The sequence below is a fragment of the Dyella sp. 01N36 genome (assembly GCF_056399745.1).
This window is the reverse complement of record NZ_JBFTRY010000011.1, coordinates 48,030-65,171: the sequence shown is the minus strand read 5'-3', so window position 1 is coordinate 65,171 and position 17,142 is coordinate 48,030. Positions and strand designations below refer to the sequence as shown.

Genomic DNA, 17,142 nt, shown 5'->3' with positions numbered 1-17,142 from the left:
GGGCTGGGGTGAGGGGCGGGTGCTCGCGGGAACGCTTCAAACATAGTCCCTGCTCTTCAACCTCAGCCCCACCACCCGACCCGCTACAATCGCCGCCATGACTGCCCCATCCCTCATGTCCCTCCTGCCCCGCCCCATGCGCGCCCTCGCCGGCCGCGCGCTGGAAACGGCGTTGAACCACACCTTGYCGCTCGATCCGGAAACCGCCGGGCGGCTATCGGCGCTCGATGGGCGCAGCGTGCAGTTGCATCTGCGCGGACCGGAGCTGGCGTTGTCGGTGACGGTGGAAGGCGAGCGGCTGAAGGTCGGTCCTGCGCAGGACGACAACCACCTGCGGGTCGCGGCAACGCCCGGCAGCCTGCTGGCGATGCTGGTGAAGCGCGATGATGAAGGCGTGGCGCCCGGCAAGGTGGAGATCGCGGGCGATGCCGATCTTGCGCGTCGTCTGGAAAAACTCGCGAGCAAGTTCGCGCCGGATTTCGAAGAGGCGTTCGCACGCACTTTCGGCGATGTGCTCGGCGTGCCGCTGGCCAAGGCCGTGCGCAGCGGGCTGGCGCATGCGAAGGAGACGGCAAGCCATCTCACCACGGATACCGCCGACTGGCTGCGCGACGAAGCCCGCGTGGCAGCCGCGCCCGGTGAAGTGGAAGGTTTCCTCGACGGCGTCGACGAACTGCGCGAACGCAGCGAACGCCTGGAAGCGCGCCTGACGCGCCTGGAGCAGCGTCTGAAGAAGGGACCCACCGCGTGAGGACACCGCTGAAGGTGGTACCGCGCGTGATGCGCGTCGCTTCCGTTTTGCTCGCTTATCGCCTGGATGAACTGGTCGATGCCGCGCACTTGTTCCGTCCGCTCAAGCTGGTGCGCCCGTTCGTGGCGCGGCCGCGCACGGACATCACGAATCTCCCACGCGGCGCCCGCCTGCGACTGGCGCTCACCGAGCTCGGCCCGATTTTCGTCAAGGCCGGCCAGGTCCTTTCCACGCGCCGCGACCTGGTGCCGGCGGACATTGCCGACGAACTCGCGCAACTGCAGGATCAGGTGCCGCCGTTCCCCGGCGCCGAAGCGCGCGCCATCATCGAGCAGGAACTGAAGGCGCCGATCACCGCGCTGTACACCAGCTTCGATGAAACGCCGCTGGCCTCTGCCTCGATCGCGCAGGTGCATGCGGCGACACTGGCCGATGGCAGCGCGGTGGTGGTCAAGGTGCTGCGTCCGGGCATCGACCAGCAGATCGCGCGCGACATCAAGCTGCTGCGTTCGCTCGGCGAGCTGGCGCAGCGCTGGCATCCCAATGCCGACAAGATCCGCCCGCTCGACGTGGTCGCCGAAGTCGAGAAGATGCTGGAAAACGAGCTGGATCTGCAGCGCGAAGGCGCCAGCGCCAGCCTGCTTCGCCGCAACTTCAAGAGCGGCGAAGACCTCTACGTGCCGGCGGTGTTCTGGGACCTCACCAGCGCCCGCGTGCTGACGCTCGAACGCGTCTACGGCGTGAGCTGCGACGACATCGCCGCGATTGATGCGGCCGGCATCGACCGCAAGGCGCTCGCCGTAAAGGGTGTGCGACTGTTCTACGAACAGGTGTTTCGCGACAACTTCTTCCACGCCGATGCGCATCCCGGGAATATCTGGGTCGACACGGCGCGCCCGGGCGATGCGCGCTTCATCGCACTGGATTTCGGCATCATGGGATCGCTGCCGGAACGCGACCAGTATTGGCTCGCGCAGAATTTCATCGCCTTGTTCGAACGCGACTACGCACGCATCGCGCAGCTGCACGTGGATGCCGGCTGGATGCCGTCCACCGTGCGCATCGACGAACTGACCGCGGCAGTGCGCACCGTCTGCGAGCCCTACTTCACCCGTCCTCTGTCGCAGATCTCACTGGCCGAGCTGGTGGTCAAGCTGTTCCAGACGGCGCGCCGCTACGAGTTGACGCTGCAGCCGCAGCTGATCCTGTTGCAAAAGACCTTGCTCAATATCGAAGGCGTCGGCCGCATGCTCGACCCGGAGATCGATATCTGGGCGGTGGCGCACCCGGTGCTCAAGCGCATCCTGCGCGAGCGCTACAGTCCGCGCCAAACCCTGCGCGAGGTGCGCAAGCGCCTGCCCGAGTGGTTCCATGCCGCGCCTCAGTTCCCGGAACTGGTGCGCGATGCGTTGCGCCAGGTGGCTACCGGCGAGCGGCAGACGGTCAGTGATCCGGCTGAACTGGCGCAACAGCGCGATGAGGGGCAACGCACGCGACGCGCGCTCTCGTTTGGGTTGCTAGGCGCGAGCTTGCTGATTGGCAGTGCGGTGCTGTGGACTCAGGCGAGCGAGCACGGCGTGTGGCTCGCATCCGCTTGCTCCGCTGCCGGCTTGCTTGCCTTCGTAGCGGGCTGGCCTCGTCGCTGATTGTTCCGACATGCTCGATATCCTCTACCAGGACGACGCCATCATCGCGGTGAACAAGCCCGCGGGCCTCGCCGTGCATCGTTCGAAAATGGTCGGCAACGCAGAAGAGTTTCTGATCGACCTGCTGCGCGAACAGGTCGGTGGCACGACCTACCTCGCCCATCGCCTCGACCGCGCGACCAGCGGCGTGTTGCTGGTGGCGCGCTCGAGCGAGATTGCCGCCTCGCTCGGCGAGCAGTTCATGGGCCGCAACGTGCACAAGCAATACCTCGCCGTGGTGCGCGGCTGGCCGGAGCCTGAGGAGGCGCTGGTCGATTATCCCCTGCCCGGCTCCCGCGACAGCGGACCGCGGCGCGAGGCGCGAGGCGCGCACCAGCTATCGACGGCTGGCCACGGTGGAAGTACCCATTGAACTGGGACGCTATCCCCAGCAGCGCTACGCCATGGTGCTGGCCGAACCGCAGACCGGCCGTTTTCGCCAGATCCGCAAGCATATGGCGCACCTGCACCATCCCATCATTGGCGATTGCCAGCACGGGCGCAGCGATCACAACCGCCTGTACAAGCAGTACTTCAGCTGCCACCGCATGCTTCTGCACGCGTGGCGGCTGAGTTTCGCGCACCCGCTGAGCGGCGAGCCGATGCGTCTGGAAGCGCCGCTGGATGCCGCCTATCAAGGCCTGCTCGAACGCTTCGGCTGGTCTTTGCCGGATTTGTGATGCGCCGCGTCGTGGCGGCATGTCACGCTCGCCCGCTAAACTTTGCGCCATGCTCACCATCAGCCGATCCATCGTCCTGCCCGAGACCGAGCTGACTGAGCGATTCCTACGCGCAGACGGTCCCGGCGGCCAACACGTCAATCGCACGGAAAGCGCGGTCGAACTGCGCTTCGACGTGGCCCATTCGCCGTCCCTGCCCGAACCACTGCGCGCACGCCTGCTCGCGCGCCGCGATCGCCGCCTGACCGACGAAGGCGTGCTGGTGATCCAGGCACGCCGTTTCCGCGACCAGGGCCGCAATCGCGAAGATGCGCGCGATCGCCTGGTCGAGATCATCCGTGCCGCCCTGGTCGTACCCAAGGCGCGCATCGCCACCAAACCCACCCGCGGCTCGAAAGAGCGCCGGCTCGCCGGCAAACAGCAACGCGGCAAGATCAAGCAAACGCGGTCGCGTGACTGGAGTCGTGAATGAGCACCCCGATGCTGCCCCCTGCCCCGCCCGAGGCGCCCAAGCTCAACAGCAAGTTCTGGCCGTGGCTCGCACGCTGCCTGCTGCGCCTGTCCGGCTGGAAGCTGCTCGGCGAGCTGCCCAACGAGCCCAAGCTGATCATCATCGGTGCGCCGCATTCGTCCTATTGGGATGGCTACTACGGCCTGCTGATGAAGATCGGCCTGGGCGTGGACATCAACATCATGATCAAGCGCGAGGTGCTGGACGGTCCGCTGGGTATCATCCTGCGCCCGATCGGCATGATCGCGATCAACCGCAGCGCCGCGCTCAACGTGGTGGATCAGATGGTGCAGCGGTTCCGGGAAAAGGACCGCATGTGGCTGGGCATCACGCCCGAAGGCACGCGCAAGAAGGTCAAGCAGTGGAAGTCGGGTTTTCTGCGCATTGCACATGATGCGAACGTGCCGATCCAGACGCTGTTCCTGGATTATCCGAGCAAGACTTTCCGGTTTGGACCGGTGGTGCACGCTACGGATGATCCGGATGCGGATATGGCGAAGATCCGTGCGTTGTTTACGCCGTATCGGGGCAAGCACCGCAACGCGAACGATTGAGCGCACGTAGGCCTCATTGTGGGAGCGCACCCTGTGCGCGACTGGCGGTGATGGAACCTGAGGCCGTCGCGCACAGGGTGCGCTCCCACAGAAAGCCATGCGTCCCTAACGCTCCGAATGGCCCGACTCATCGTAATCGCGATGCGTCAACAAGCCCGGCTTCACCAGATCGATAAACGCCCTCGCCTCCGCGCTGAGGAACTTGCCTTTGCGCATCACCACGCCGTAGCTGCGCTGCGGGAAATACTGCTTCATGTTACGGACGGCCAAACGCGAGCGGTCCGCTTCGGTGATGCAGATGCCGGTGACGATGGAAATGCCCAGGCCCATGGCGACGTATTCCTTGATCACGTCCCAGCCGCCCACTTCGATAGCCACGCGGTAAGGCACCTGCCGCTGCTGGAAAACCAGGTCCACCAGGCGGTACGTCGACAATCGCTGCGGCGGAAGGATCAGGCCGTACGGCGAGAGATCCTGCACCGTCACCGTGGTCTTGGCCGCCAGCGGATGATCGGGCGGCATGATCAGCATCGGGTCGTAGTGATGCACCGGCGCCCACGCGATGTCGTTGGGCACGTCGAGCATGGAGCCCACGGCGAAGTCCGCTTCGTCGGCGCGCAGTAGCGCCAAGCCGTCCTTGCCGGTCACGTTGGCCAGTTGCAGCTGCACTTCGGGGTAGCTTTCGCGGTAGCGACGCACCAGATCCGGCAGCAGGTACTGGATGGTGGAACTACCGGCGGCGATGGTGAGCCGTCCGCCCTGCAAGCCCTTCACCTTGGCCTGGAAGTCGCGGTCGAGGTTTTCCCAGCCTTCCACCAGCGGGCGCGCGAGCTCGTACAGCGCCTCGCCCGAATCGGTGAGGTTGATGCGTCGGCGCCGGCGCTCCAGCAGGCGGACACCTAGCTCGCGCTCCAAGGCCTGAAGCTGGAGGCTCACCGTCGGCTGAGACAGAAACAGCGCTTCGGCCGCCCGAGTCAGCGTGCCCAGCTTCACCGTGTAGACGAACGCCCTCAGCTGCTTCTGGCGGTTGCCCTTGTAGTAGAACCGGCTCCCTTCACCGCCCTCTCCATACGTATCCGTACGTCGCCGATGGGGCGCCACAGTGCGCTTTTTTGCCTTGTTCAGCGGCTTCTTGTCCATCAGCGGCCTTTTAAATTCATGGTGTTGCGATAGACATTAAGAAAGACAATACCAAAGATTGAAACATTTGCTTTGTCAAAGCCAGTCTCCGCGACCTAGTGTCATCCCAACGTCATCACGGAGATTCCCATGGCCGTCCCCAAGGAACGACTCGCCCTTTCCGCGGCGCAGGTGCTGGGCGGCATCCGCCCGGAACACGCCGCCATCCTCACCCCCGAGGCCCTGGCCTTTCTGGCGGAACTGCACCGGCAGTTCGACGATCGCCGCCTGAGCCTGCTGGCCGCCCGCGAGGGCCGTCAGGCCCGCTATGACGCCGGTGAGCTGCCTGACTTCCGTGCCGACACCGTCGCCATCCGCGAGGGCAACTGGACGGTGGCGCCGATTCCGCTGGCGCTGCGCGACCGCCGGGTAGAAATCACCGGACCGGTCGAACGCAAGATGATCATCAATGCGCTCAATTCCGGCGCGAAGGTGTTCATGGCGGACTTCGAGGATTCCTCGGCGCCCACCTTGGCCAACCAGATCGACGGCCAGATCAATCTGCGTGACGCGGTGAATGGCGCGATCGAATTCACGTCGCCCGAGGGCAAGCACTACCGCGTCAACGGCAACCCTGCGGTGCTGGTGGTGCGTCCGCGCGGCTGGCATCTGCCAGAGCGTCACATTACCGTCGACGGTGAACCGATGTCCGGCGCGCTGGTGGATTTTGGTCTGTACGCCTTCCACAACGCGCGCACGCTGCAGGCGCGCGATCGGGGCCCGTATTTCTATCTGCCCAAGTTGCAGGCGATGGAAGAAGCGGCGTTGTGGGACGACGTGATGGCCGCCGCCGAGGCCGCGCTCGAGCTGCCGCCCGATTGCATGAAGGCGACGGTGCTGATCGAAACGCTGCCGGCCGTGTTCCAGATGCACGAGATCCTGCATGCGCTGCGCGGGCGCGTCGTCGGTCTCAACTGCGGTCGCTGGGACTATATTTTTTCGTACCTGAAGACCTTCCGCGGCCATCGCGACCGCCTGCTGCCCGACCGCAGCCAGGTGCTGATGACGGTGCCGTTCCTGAAGTCCTATTCGGAACTGCTGATCCAGACTTGCCATCGCCGTGGCGCGTTTGCCATGGGCGGCATGGCTGCACAAATTCCGATCAAGGGCGATGACGAGGCCAACGAAGCCGCACTCGCCAAGGTGCGCGCCGACAAGCTACGCGAAGTGCAAGCAGGCCATGACGGTACCTGGGTGGCGCATCCCGCACTGGTGCCGGTCGCGCAGGAGGTGTTCGACAAGTACATGCCTTCGCCCAACCAGCTCAATGTGACGCGCAACGACGTGAAGGTGTGCCGCGACCAGCTGATCGCACCATGCAGCGGCACCATCACGCGCGCCGGCTTCGACAACAACGTGGAAGTGGCGCTGCGCTACACCGCCTCGTGGCTGGACGGGCAGGGCTGCGTGCCGATCCATCACCTGATGGAAGACGCGGCGACCGCAGAGATTGCGCGCTCGCAGATCTGGCAATGGCTGCATCGCGGTCCGCTGGAATTCACCGACCACGCGCCGATCGATTTCGCCTTCTTCGATCACGCGCTGGTGAAGCACACGCACCGGCTGGTGGAGAGCAACAGCCCCGTCGCACATCGCGCGGAAGAGGCGGCGGCGTTGCTCAGGCAACTTACGCACGCTGAAGAACTCGGCGACTTCCTCACCCTGGCCGCGTACGCCCAGATCGGCTGATCGGCAGCAGAGCAACGGTGGGAGCGCACCCTGTGCGCGACAAGCCAACGGAGCGTCATGCCGCAAGGCCGCAGTCGCGCACAGGGTGCGCTCCCACACATCCGCATTCATGCACATGCAACGGAGTCTCTCTCATGAAAACCACCCTGCCTACCGCCGATCAGCTTGCCCTCGAATGGAAGAACAACGCCCGCTGGAACGGCATCCAGCGCAACTACGACGCCGATGCCGTGGCACGGCTGCGCGGCACGGTGGCGGTTGAGCACTCGCTCGCCCGTCGCGGCGCGGAGCGTTTGTGGAAGTCGCTGCACAAGGAAGATTTCGTCAACGCACTTGGTGCACTCACCGGCAACCAGGCCATGCAGCAGGTGAAGGCCGGCCTGCAGGCGATCTACCTGAGCGGCTGGCAGGTGGCAGCGGATGCGAACCTCGCCGGCGAAATGTATCCCGACCAGTCGCTGTATCCCGCCAACTCGGTGCCCTCGGTGGTCAAGCGCATCAACAACACGCTGCTGCGCGCGGATCAGCTGCATCACGCGGAAGGGCAGAGCGACATCGACTGGATGGTGCCGATCGTCGCCGATGCGGAAGCCGGTTTCGGCGGCGTGCTCAATGCATTCGAACTGATGAAGKCSATGATCGAMGCGGGCGCMGCCGGCGTGCACTTCGAGGATCAACTGGCCTCAGTAAAGAAGTGCGGCCATATGGGCGGCAAAGTGCTGGTGCCGACGCGCGAAGCGGTCGACAAGCTCAACGCCGCACGCCTCGCTGCCGACGTCCTTGGCGTGCCCACGCTGATCGTGGCGCGCACCGATGCCGATGCCGCCGACTTGCTCACCTCGGACATCGACGACAACGACAAGCCGTTCATCACCGGCGAACGCACGGTGGAAGGCTTCTTCCGTGTGCGCCCGGGCCTCGATCAAGCCATCAGTCGCGGCCTCGCCTATGCGCCGTATGCGGATCTGGTGTGGTGCGAAACCAGCAAGCCCAATCTGGAGGAAGCGCGCAAGTTCGCCGAGGCGATCCACGCGAAGTATCCGGGCAAACTGCTCGCCTACAACTGCTCGCCCAGCTTCAACTGGAAGAAGAATCTCGACGACGCCACCATCGCCACCTTCCAGAAGGAACTGGGCGCGATGGGCTACAAGTTCCAGTTCATCACGCTCGCCGGTTTCCATAGCCTTAACTACGGCATGTTCGATCTGGCCTATGGTTATGCCCGTCGTCAGATGAGCGCGTTCGTGGAATTGCAGGAGAGGGAATTTGCCGCCGCCGACCGTGGCTTCACTGCGGTCAAGCACCAGCGTGAAGTCGGCACGGGTTACTTCGATGCGGTGACCCAGGCGATCCAACAGGGACAGTCGTCCACCACGGCGCTCAAGGGGTCCACGGAAGAGGCCCAGTTCCACGCCTCGCGCCAGGCCAGCGCCGCCTGACGCTGCCTGCCTCGCGTAAGCCGACAGGGACGTCGGCGCGTGCGTGGGGAGCGCGGCCCTGTCCAGCGCCCCCACGCATGCACGCAGGGAAGGTGTCGCACATCGCTTCGATCAGCTCGGGCTCTGCGGGGGCACCAGCGCAATCACCATCCATCCGGGGCGCGGCTCCAGTTCTCGCTTCACCGATGCGACGCGCAGGGCGCCATGCTCCTCGACGCCGAACAACAACACCGTCGGCGAACCGTATTGCTCGATGAAATTCGGCCAGTCGAAGGTCGCCGTGAGACGCGTAGACTTGATGCGCCAGCCTTCGGCGAGACGCTCCAGGAAACGTTCGTGCGTCATGTCGGCATCGAACAGCGTCGGCGCCGCGAGATCGCCGCCCAGCTGCACACGACTGGCGGTATCAACACCATCGTCGTTGCTCAGGCGATACACCTTGCCGCGGCCGAACTCCTGCCGGTAGTACACGCACGCCAGCGCGTTGCGTTCGCGATTGGTCGACATGGCCAGCAAGCGTCTGACACCGGTGAGATCGAGATGGCGCTCCGCATGTGACGACGCGGGATAACCGTAGAAGGTCGGCAGGCCATCCATGCGCGCCAGCTTGATGCCTTCCCATTGTTCGTCCGCCACGATCACGTGGAAGCCCGCATCGGCCAGGGCACGCGCCACCACGCGCGCCGCCTGATCCGCGCCATAGATCAGCACGCCGGTGGGATCGGGCTCGGCCACCTTCAACCAGCGCGCCAGCGGACGCGCCGTCGCGCTCTGCAGCACCACGGTGCCTATGATCAAGATGAAGACCAGCGGCACCAGCTCCTTCGCGCCAGCCATGCCCAGCGCTTCGAGCTTGAGCGCAAACAGCGCGGACACCGCCGCTGCTACGATGCCGCGCGGTGCGATCCATGCGATCAAGGCGCGCTCGCGCCAGTTCAAGCCGCTGCCGATGCTGGCGATCGTCGCGGTCACCGGCCGCACGATCAGCTGCGCGACGATGAAGATGGCGATGCCGGCCCCCAGCATGCCGTCGGGCAACGGCCAACTCAGGCGCGCCGCGAGCAGGATGAAGAGCGTGGAGACCAGCAGGGTGGTGAGGTTTTCCTTGAAATCGAGGATGTCGTCGATATGCACGCCGCGCATATTGCCCAGCGCGATGCCCATGATGGTGACCGTCAGCAGGCCCGACTCATGCGTGATCGCGTTCGACAACGAGAAGGCCAGCAGCACGGCGACCAGCGTGCCGTAGTTCTGCAGATATTCCGGAATCATCTGCCTGCGCAGCAGGAACGCGAGTATCCACGCCGCCAGCAGACCGATCACGACGCCACTGGCGATCACCGCCAGAAACACGCCCACCGTGTGGCCTTGCTGGCGCGAGACGATGGCCTCGTAGACCAGCACGGCAAACAGCGCGCCGAGCGGATCGATCACGATGCCTTCCCAGCGCAACGTGTTGGCAATGCGTGCATTGGGCCGCACCGTACGCAGCATCGGCGCAATCACGGTGGGGCCGGTGACGCAGGTCAACGCGCCGAACAGCAAGGCAACTTCCCAACTGAGGCCGGCAAAGTAATGCGCCGCCACGGCGAGCATGAGGACGGCGATCACCGCACCGTAGGTCACCAGGCCACGCACCGCGCGACCGATCTCGCGCAACTCACTGAAGCGCAGCGTCAGGCTGCCTTCGAACAGGATCACCGACACGGCCAGCGATACGATCGGGAATAGAAGCGGTCCCAGCAGGCGGTCCGGCGCCAGCACGCCGACCACGGGCCCCATCACGATGCCCGCCAGCAGCAGGAACAGGATCGCCGGCAGCCTGACGCGCCACGCAAGCCATTGGGCAAGAAAGCCGATGCCCAGAATGCCTACCAGCAGGAGTCCGAGATCGAGCGTCATGCGCGGTCCTTCGTGCGGTCGCAGTGCGGCTATCGGAGCACGCGCCGCGCGCCGACGTCCACGACGGCAAGCCGTCGGTCGACGGGGAAGCATCTACAAGGGGGGAGAGGGAGGGCCAAGCCCCGGTATCGGACGGGGGAGGGGGAGGGAGTACCGATACCGGGGTGGCAGGCATGGCTCAATGCAGAACCAGCGAGTACAGATAATACGCCTGCGTCCGACCAAGTCAATACCCGTCAGTTCAAAAATTACCCGCAAGGGCCATAAGGCATGCTGGCCGTCCTTAGAAACGGCGATACATCAAGGCTTCCGCGAGGTGGTTGCGGTCGAGCAAGGCTGCGCCGCCGTCCAGGTCGGCAATCGTGCGGGCCACCCGCAGGGTACGGTGATAGGCGCGGGCCGACAGCCCCAGCCGCTCCAGCGCGCTGTCGTACCAGCGACGTTCGGCCGGTCCCAGGGCGCAGTCGCGCTCCAGTTCACGCGAGCTGATCTCGGCGTTGGCGCGTCCTGCCCGCATCAAGCCGTGGTGGCGCGCCTTGATCACGCGCGCCCTCACCGTCGCCGAGTCTTCGTCTTGCGGACCTGGCGGCGTCCCCAGTTCACCCAGAGGCACGCGCGGCACCTCGATGCCCAAGTCGATGCGGTCCATCAACGGCCCGGAAATGCGGCCGCGATAGCGCTGCACCTGGTCGGGCGTGCACTGGCAACGCTGGCGAGGATCGCCTGCATAACCGCAGGGACAGGGATTCATCGCCGCCACCAGCTGGAACTGGGCGGGAAAAGTGGACTGCCGCGCCGCCCGGGAGATCACGATATGCCCCGATTCCATGGGTTCGCGCAGCACGTCCAGCACATGCCGACCGAACTCGGGCAATTCGTCCAGGAAAAGCACGCCGTTATGCGCCAGCGAGATCTCGCCCGGCCGCGGCAGCGCACCGCCGCCTACCAAGGCTACGGCCGAACTGGTGTGGTGGGGCGCCCGAAAGGGACGGCGACGCCAGAATTTCGGATCGACTGTTTGTCCGGCGACAGAGCGCACCGCGCAGGTTTCCAGCGCTTCCGACTCGCTCAGCGGCGGCAGGATGCCGGGCAGGCGCTCAGCCAGCATGGTTTTGCCCGTACCCGGCGGCCCCAGCAGCAACAGGTGATGACCGCCGGCCGCGGCGATTTCCAGCGCCCGTCGCGCCTGCAGCTGGCCGCGCACGTCGGCCAGGTCGGGACCGATCACTTCGTCGAAGATGCCGGCCGCCGCGCCCGGCGGCGACAATTCCTGTGCGCCACGCAGCCAGCTGCAGACATCGGCCAGCGTGTCGGCCACCAGCACCTCGGCATCGGACACCAGGGCGGCCTCGGCCGCATTGCCGCGTGGCACCACCACGCGGCGGCCACGCGCGCGCGCGCGCAACAAGGCAGGGAGTACGCCCGACACGGCGCGCAAAGCGCCGGACAAGGCCAGTTCGCCGAGGAATTCGCAGTCGTCCAGCTTGTCGCGGGGCACCTGGCCGCCGGCGGCAAGGATGCCCAGCGCGATGGCCAAGTCGAAGCGGCCGCCATCCTTGGGCAGTTCGGCCGGCGCCAGGTTCACGGTGACCCGGCGGTTGGGGTATTCGAACGCCGTGTTCTGGATGGCTACGCGGACACGGTCGCGCGCTTCGCGCACGGCGGCTTCGGGAAGACCCACGATATTGGTGCTGGGCAAGCCGCCGGACAGATGGACTTCCACCATGACCTGGGGAGCCGCCACGCCTTCCTGGGCTCGACTGAGGGTGACGGCAAGACTCATGTCGCCCGCACGCCTGCTACGACGCGGGAGCGGCTGCCAGGCTGAAACACGGAGCGACTCCCACAGCGGCCTGCAGAGAAAAATAGCCGCCCCCGATCGTTCTCGGGGTGAGGGTGACGGATCGGGGACGGCTCCCGGGACTTGGGCCCGCGCCGCACCCCGTCAGTCAGGTGCCAGCACCAGCCTCGAGATCTGCGATTCGCTTTTCCAGGGCCTCGACCTTGGCGCGGGTGCGCGCCAACAACTGGCTCTGGACGTCAAACTCCTCGCGGGTGACTAGATCAAGGCGGCGCAATCCCTGCGCCAGAACATCGCCGAAGTTGGTGCGCAAATCCTGATGCGCCTGAGCCAGTCCAGATGGAACCAACGAAACAAGACGCTGGGCAAGTTGATCGATATCCTGCCTATCCATCATGGATAGCACCTCGAGCTCGTCAGGGTGGAGTTTAGGTTCATGTCTGTAAATGCCACTATCAGGGTGCTCCACTTCTACTTGTAGGCATTTTCCTACAGAGAGCCCGGGCGCGACAGCGATATCCCTGCACAGGCAAAATGTGGAACTGCGGCCCGGACGACGGGCCACCTGACGATCAAGAGGAAAACCCATGAAGCTGGTGGTTGCGGTCATCAAGCCGTTCAAGCTSGACGAKGTGCGCGARGCCCTSKCSGAWGTGGGCGTGYMSGGCATCACSGTGACYGARGTCAAGGGYTTCGGYCGCCAGAAGGGTCACACCGARCTSTACCGCGGCGCCGAGTACGTGGTGGACTTCCTGCCGAAGATCAAACTGGAAGTGGCGGTGAGCGACGAGCAGGTGGACCGCGTGGTCGAAGCCATCCAGGCCTCGGCCAAGACCGGCAAGATCGGCGACGGCAAGATCTTCGTCAGTTCGCTTGAGCAGGTCATCCGCATCCGCACCGGCGAGATGGACGGCGACGCGCTCTAAGCGCCATCAGGTCGCCAGCTGGGCCCGCTCGAAGCGGCGGTGATGCACCAGCAGGCCGGCGAAGTAGCAGATGTAGTAGCCGATGGTGAGGCCGAAGATCGCCAGGGTCAGCGGGCTGTTGCCAATGGCGGGCCCGCTGTGCGCCATGGCCGGATCCTGCAGCTGCGGCATCACCACCACGAAGCGCCATGCCAGGCGCCCGATCAGCAACATCGTCAGCAGACCACCAATCCAGGGGTTGGGGATATAGAGGTCGTTGCCGGCGGCGTCGCGCTCGAAGCGGGTCAGCTTGATGCCCACCACCCCCAGCGCCGCCCCGGCCAAGGCACCGCCCAGCAGCCCTTCCAGCAGGCGGGGATTGTGCAGGCCGCCCAGGCCGATCAGGGCACCGATCGCCGTGAAGACGGCGATGCGGGCCATCATCCGCTTGCGGCGGATCGGCTGGCGCCCGAAGGTCCCGCGCACACGGCGCCAGATCGCGAACGCCATCAGCGGGATCATCAGCGCGTAGATCATGTTCGGGGTCATCGCGATCGCCTGGTCATGGGATGCGCGCAGCTTATAGGGCCGGGCACACCCGCACGACTGACGGGGCACAACCATCGCGGGTGACGCTTGTCACCCGCGACTGGCCTTACTTGGCCTTGCCCTGATTCGCCACGGCGGCCATCTTCGCCGCGATGGCGTCGGCATCGCCCAGGTAGTAGTGACGGATCGGCTTGAGGTCCTTGTCGAACTCGTACACCAGCGGCACGCCGTTGGGGATGTTGAGCTCGACGATCTCCTCTTCGGAGATGTTGTCCAGGTACTTCACCAGCGCGCGCAGCGAGTTGCCATGCGCCGCGACCACCACGTTCTGGCCCGAGGCGATCGCCGGGGCCAGCACGTCGTGCCAGTACGGCACCACGCGGTCGACGGTGTCCTTGAGGCACTCGGTGTCGGGAATCATCGAGGGATCGAGATTGGCGTAGCGCGGATCGTTCACCGACTCGTTGCTGGCGCGGTCCAGCGGCGGCGGCGGGATGTCGTAGCTGCGGCGCCACACCTTGACCTGGTCCTCGCCGTACCTGGCGGCGGTCTCGGCCTTGTTGAGGCCGGTGAGGCCGCCGTAATGGCGCTCATTGAGGCGCCAGTCGGTGACTACCGGCAGGTACATCTGCTCCATCGCATCGAGCACGCCCCACAGCGTGCGCACGGCGCGCTTGAGCACCGAGGTGTGCGCGACGTCGAAGCGGTAGCCGCCGGCCTTGAGCAGGCGGCCGGCTTCAGCCGCTTCGGCCATGCCCTGTTCGGTGAGGTCCACATCGGCCCAGCCGCTGAAGCGGTTGTCCAGGTTCCATTGGGACTGGCCGTGACGAATGAGTACGAGCTTGTACATGGCGGGAATTCGTGGCGGGAAACTCGCGATGGTGAGGCCCCGCCCCGGCCCCGTCAAATCGCGCGGCCCCTGTCGAAGGTCATGCTAAACCCTGCCCGCGCCGGGTGCATCCTAGGGTGGTCAGTCTATTCATGGAGCTCATCATGCGTCGTCATCTGCTAGCACTCGCCCTCGCCCTGGCCCTGCCCGTCGTAGCCCAGGCCAGCGACAACGATATCGACAAGGTCAACGGCACCGCGCAGGTGGATGCGGGCCAGCACGCCGGCAACGTCAGCACGGTCAACGGCGCGGTGCGCGTTGGCGACAACGCCGTGGTGCAGAAGGCGAGCACGGTCAATGGCTCGGTCAACCTGGGCGATCATGCGCAGGCCACGGCCGTCGACACCGTCAACGGCGGCGTGAACCTGGGCTCGGCCGCCCGCGTCAGCGGCACCGTCAGCACCACCAACGGCGGTATTCACCTGCAACAGGGCGCCGATGTGGCCGGCAAGGTCGGCAACGTCAACGGCAGCATCAATCTCGACGCCGCGCACGTGGGCGGCGGTCTGCAGACCACCAACGGCGATGTGACCGTGGGCGCCAATTCGCGCATCGAAGGCGGCATCCTGGTGGACAAGCCGGGCGGGTGGAGCTGGAGCAGCAACAACCGTCTGCCGCACGTGGTGATCGGTCCGCATGCGGTGGTGCAGGGCACGCTGGAGTTCCGCCGCGAGGTGGTGCTGCAGGTGAGCGACAGCGCGCAGATCGGCCCCGTGAAGGGCGCCACGCCGGTGAAGTTCAGCGGCGCCATGCCGACGGAGTGATCGAACCCTGAAGGGCGCGTCATCGACGGATCGATGACGCGCTCATGCCTCACACCCAGTCGCGCGGCTTGAGGTATTCCGCCAGCCGCGCTTCCGGCGATTCCGCCTCGGGCTGGAAGTTGTATTCGAAGCGCACGCGCGGCGGCAGGCTCATCAGGATGGATTCCGTGCGCCCGCCCGACTGCAGGCCGAACAGCGTGCCGCGGTCGTAGACCAGGTTGAATTCCACGTAGCGACCGCGGCGATACAGCTGGAACTCGCGCTCGCGTTCGCCATAAGCCTCGTCCTTGCGGCGCTCGACGATCGGCAGATAGGCATCGAGGAAACCCTGCCCCACGTCGCGCGTAAAGGCGAAGCAGCGCTCGAAGCCGCCTTCGTTGAGATCGTCGTAGAACAGGCCGCCGACGCCGCGCGTCTCCGCGCGATGCTTGATATAGAAATACTCGTCGCACCACTTCTTGTAGCGCGCATACACATCGTCGCCATACGGCGCGCACAGGTCGCGCGCCACGGTATGCCAGTGCGCCACGTCTTCATCGCGCGGATAGAACGGCGTGAGATCGAAACCGCCGCCGAACCACCACACCGGATCCACGCCTTCTTTGCTCGCCTCGAAATAGCGCACATTGGCATGCGTGGTCGGCACGTGCGGATTGCGCGGATGCAGCACCAGCGATACGCCGGTGGCGACAAAACCGCCCCCGGCAAGATCGGGACGATGTGCGGTAGCGCTCGGCGGCAGCTGGTTACCGTAGACGCGCGAGAAGTTCACGCCCGCCTGTTCGAAGATGGCGCCATCGCGCAATACGCGCGTGCGACCACCGCCACCGGCGGGACGCGTCCAGGCGTCTTCTTCGAAACGCGCCTTGCCGTCGATCTGCTCGATCGCCGCGCAAATGCGGTCTTGCAACTCGCGCAGGAACAGTTCGGCTTGGTCGGCTTGCTGGCTCATGGGGCGGTCCGTCGGCGTGCAAAGGCCGCCAGCTTAGCAAGCGTGGCGCGCGGGCCGCTGCGGCGGCGCGTCGCGCATCGCATCAACTCAGTCGTGCGCTGATGCGGCGATGGCCGATCAGACGCGCCCAGCGCATGCCGATATCGATCCACATCAGATAACCCGACTCGGCCAGCAGTCGCACGACGTAACGGCGGTTGAGCACCAGCCGCGCTTCGGCGGCGACCGGCACACTGCGGAAACCCAGCCGTTGCGCCAGCAGCTGGCAGCGCGCGAGATGGTAGCGACTGGTCACCAGCGCGACCGGCGGCAGCACGCGAGCCACGGGACCGTCTTCCTGCAGCAGGCTGCGTGCATGGCGCAGGTTTTCCAGCGAATCGACCGAGGCCTGTTCCAGCTGCATCACCACGCCCGGCGGCAGCTCGTGCTGCTCCAGCCAGCTGCGTCCGGCGGCCGCCTCGCTGATGGCCCCGCCGCTGCGTCCGCCCAGCAACAGGACGTGTTCGGTGTGGTGCGCACGCATCAGCGCCAGCGCGCGCAGCAGGCGGGCCTGATAGTCCATTTCGGGCGCGTCGCGCACCAGCCGGCGACCGAATACCAGTACGGTCATCGGCTGTCCGGGGGCGACCGGACTGCGCGCCGCCACCCGCCATACATGAACGAGATAGCCGACCCACACCAGCCCAAGACTCAGGGTCACCGCGGCCACCATCACCACGAAGGCGTGTAGTACGTCCCGGTCGCTGAGATAGCGCCAGGGGCCACGCTTCAAGGGGGCGGTGATCGGCGGCACGGGGCAGGGCACGGAGGGTGGACGGCGCAGTGTCCCACGGGGACCGGCCGGGCGTCGTGCTCAGCCGTCACGCCAGGCGTAACTGGCGGTCAAAACGGC

At 65.7% G+C, this 17,142-nt stretch carries 16 protein-coding genes and 1 pseudogene; 9 read left to right on the top strand and 8 right to left on the bottom strand.

Annotated features, from left to right (window positions below; genetic code table 11):
* Positions 1-115 precede the first annotated feature (115 nt).
* The 5 genes and pseudogenes from AC1DMG_RS04760 (at position 116) to AC1DMG_RS04740 (ending at position 4,181) form a co-directional block, all read left to right on the top strand.
* Positions 116-751 carry a ubiquinone biosynthesis accessory factor UbiJ gene (locus AC1DMG_RS04760; protein WP_477180211.1) on the top strand — a complete coding sequence of 212 codons (636 nt, stop codon included), beginning with the start codon at positions 116-118 and terminating at the stop codon, positions 749-751.
* Positions 752-759: 8 nt separating this feature from the next.
* Positions 760-2,397: a ubiquinone biosynthesis regulatory protein kinase UbiB gene (gene ubiB / locus AC1DMG_RS04755; protein WP_441602137.1), complete on the top strand. Its 1,638-nt coding sequence runs from the start codon at positions 760-762 to the stop codon at positions 2,395-2,397.
* Positions 2,398-2,407: 10 nt separating this feature from the next.
* A pseudogene (locus tag AC1DMG_RS04750) lies at positions 2,408-3,116 on the top strand (pseudouridine synthase).
* Positions 3,117-3,165: 49 nt separating this feature from the next.
* Positions 3,166-3,588, top strand: coding sequence for an alternative ribosome rescue aminoacyl-tRNA hydrolase ArfB (gene arfB / locus AC1DMG_RS04745; protein ID WP_121883105.1), 423 nt, complete (start codon positions 3,166-3,168; stop codon positions 3,586-3,588).
* Positions 3,585-4,181 carry a 1-acyl-sn-glycerol-3-phosphate acyltransferase gene (locus AC1DMG_RS04740; RefSeq protein WP_441601983.1) on the top strand — a complete coding sequence of 199 codons (597 nt, stop codon included), beginning with the start codon at positions 3,585-3,587 and terminating at the stop codon, positions 4,179-4,181. The genes arfB and AC1DMG_RS04740 overlap by 4 nt, the downstream gene beginning before the upstream one ends.
* A gap of 105 nt (positions 4,182-4,286) precedes the next feature.
* Here AC1DMG_RS04740 and AC1DMG_RS04735 read toward each other — a convergent pair whose 3' ends face one another.
* On the bottom strand, positions 4,287-5,321 hold the full coding sequence (locus AC1DMG_RS04735) for a LysR family transcriptional regulator (RefSeq protein WP_441601982.1): 1,035 nt from the start codon (positions 5,319-5,321) through the stop codon (positions 4,287-4,289).
* A gap of 129 nt (positions 5,322-5,450) precedes the next feature.
* Here AC1DMG_RS04735 and aceB point away from each other — a divergent pair, with 129 nt between their 5' ends.
* Together aceB and aceA are read left to right on the top strand one after the other, a co-directional pair.
* Positions 5,451-7,049: a malate synthase A gene (gene aceB, locus AC1DMG_RS04730; protein ID WP_441601981.1), complete on the top strand. Its 1,599-nt coding sequence runs from the start codon at positions 5,451-5,453 to the stop codon at positions 7,047-7,049.
* A gap of 134 nt (positions 7,050-7,183) precedes the next feature.
* Positions 7,184-8,488, top strand: coding sequence for an isocitrate lyase (gene aceA / locus AC1DMG_RS04725; protein WP_477180210.1), 1,305 nt, complete (start codon positions 7,184-7,186; stop codon positions 8,486-8,488).
* Positions 8,489-8,599: 111 nt separating this feature from the next.
* On the opposite strand, the gene AC1DMG_RS04720 is transcribed toward aceA, so the two are convergent.
* From AC1DMG_RS04720 to AC1DMG_RS04710, 3 genes are all read right to left on the bottom strand, one after another.
* Positions 8,600-10,390: a cation:proton antiporter gene (locus AC1DMG_RS04720; RefSeq protein ID WP_441601979.1), complete on the bottom strand. Its 1,791-nt coding sequence runs from the start codon at positions 10,388-10,390 to the stop codon at positions 8,600-8,602.
* 283 nt (positions 10,391-10,673) lie between these two features.
* Complete coding sequence (locus AC1DMG_RS04715) at positions 10,674-12,173, bottom strand: YifB family Mg chelatase-like AAA ATPase (RefSeq protein ID WP_441601978.1); 1,500 nt, start codon at positions 12,171-12,173, stop codon at positions 10,674-10,676.
* Between the two features lie 166 nt (positions 12,174-12,339).
* A complete protein-coding gene (locus tag AC1DMG_RS04710) occupies positions 12,340-12,588 on the bottom strand; it encodes an accessory factor UbiK family protein (protein ID WP_354015077.1) in 249 nt (82 codons plus the stop codon).
* A gap of 190 nt (positions 12,589-12,778) precedes the next feature.
* On the opposite strand from AC1DMG_RS04710, the gene AC1DMG_RS04705 reads away from it, so the two are divergent.
* On the top strand, positions 12,779-13,117 hold the full coding sequence (locus AC1DMG_RS04705; RefSeq protein WP_477180209.1) for a P-II family nitrogen regulator: 339 nt from the start codon (positions 12,779-12,781) through the stop codon (positions 13,115-13,117).
* Between the two features lie 6 nt (positions 13,118-13,123).
* On the opposite strand, the gene AC1DMG_RS04700 is transcribed toward AC1DMG_RS04705, so the two are convergent.
* Positions 13,124-13,633 (bottom strand): CcdC protein domain-containing protein, encoded by a 510-nt coding sequence (locus tag AC1DMG_RS04700; RefSeq protein ID WP_441601977.1) that lies wholly within the window; start codon positions 13,631-13,633, stop codon positions 13,124-13,126.
* 118 nt (positions 13,634-13,751) lie between these two features.
* Positions 13,752-14,495 carry a 2,3-diphosphoglycerate-dependent phosphoglycerate mutase gene (gpmA, locus tag AC1DMG_RS04695; RefSeq protein WP_441601976.1) on the bottom strand — a complete coding sequence of 248 codons (744 nt, stop codon included), beginning with the start codon at positions 14,493-14,495 and terminating at the stop codon, positions 13,752-13,754.
* A gap of 143 nt (positions 14,496-14,638) precedes the next feature.
* Here gpmA and AC1DMG_RS04690 point away from each other — a divergent pair, with 143 nt between their 5' ends.
* Complete coding sequence (locus tag AC1DMG_RS04690; RefSeq protein WP_441601975.1) at positions 14,639-15,298, top strand: DUF4097 family beta strand repeat-containing protein; 660 nt, start codon at positions 14,639-14,641, stop codon at positions 15,296-15,298.
* Between the two features lie 49 nt (positions 15,299-15,347).
* On the opposite strand, the gene hemF is transcribed toward AC1DMG_RS04690, so the two are convergent.
* Together hemF and AC1DMG_RS04680 are read right to left on the bottom strand one after the other, a co-directional pair.
* A complete protein-coding gene (gene hemF / locus AC1DMG_RS04685) occupies positions 15,348-16,250 on the bottom strand; it encodes an oxygen-dependent coproporphyrinogen oxidase (RefSeq protein ID WP_441601974.1) in 903 nt (300 codons plus the stop codon).
* Between the two features lie 82 nt (positions 16,251-16,332).
* On the bottom strand, positions 16,333-17,022 hold the full coding sequence (locus tag AC1DMG_RS04680) for a YdcF family protein (RefSeq protein ID WP_441601973.1): 690 nt from the start codon (positions 17,020-17,022) through the stop codon (positions 16,333-16,335).
* Positions 17,023-17,142 lie beyond the last annotated feature (120 nt).

Bases quoted from the DNA above. Each gene is read 5' to 3' on its own strand.
- AC1DMG_RS04720 (WP_441601979.1), bottom strand. From the start codon at position 10,390: ATGACGCTCGATCTCGGACTCCTGCTGGTAGGCATTCTGGGCATCGGC.
- AC1DMG_RS04735 (WP_441601982.1), bottom strand. From the start codon at position 5,321: ATGGACAAGAAGCCGCTGAACAAGGCAAAAAAGCGCACTGTGGCGCCC.
- hemF (WP_441601974.1), bottom strand. From the start codon at position 16,250: ATGAGCCAGCAAGCCGACCAAGCCGAACTGTTCCTGCGCGAGTTGCAA.
- AC1DMG_RS04700 (WP_441601977.1), bottom strand. From the start codon at position 13,633: ATGATCTACGCGCTGATGATCCCGCTGATGGCGTTCGCGATCTGGCGC.
- AC1DMG_RS04740 (WP_441601983.1), top strand. From the start codon at position 3,585: ATGAGCACCCCGATGCTGCCCCCTGCCCCGCCCGAGGCGCCCAAGCTC.
- arfB (WP_121883105.1), top strand. From the start codon at position 3,166: ATGCTCACCATCAGCCGATCCATCGTCCTGCCCGAGACCGAGCTGACT.
- aceB (WP_441601981.1), top strand. From the start codon at position 5,451: ATGGCCGTCCCCAAGGAACGACTCGCCCTTTCCGCGGCGCAGGTGCTG.
- AC1DMG_RS04710 (WP_354015077.1), bottom strand. From the start codon at position 12,588: ATGATGGATAGGCAGGATATCGATCAACTTGCCCAGCGTCTTGTTTCG.
- AC1DMG_RS04690 (WP_441601975.1), top strand. From the start codon at position 14,639: ATGCGTCGTCATCTGCTAGCACTCGCCCTCGCCCTGGCCCTGCCCGTC.
- gpmA (WP_441601976.1), bottom strand. From the start codon at position 14,495: ATGTACAAGCTCGTACTCATTCGTCACGGCCAGTCCCAATGGAACCTG.
- AC1DMG_RS04715 (WP_441601978.1), bottom strand. From the start codon at position 12,173: ATGAGTCTTGCCGTCACCCTCAGTCGAGCCCAGGAAGGCGTGGCGGCT.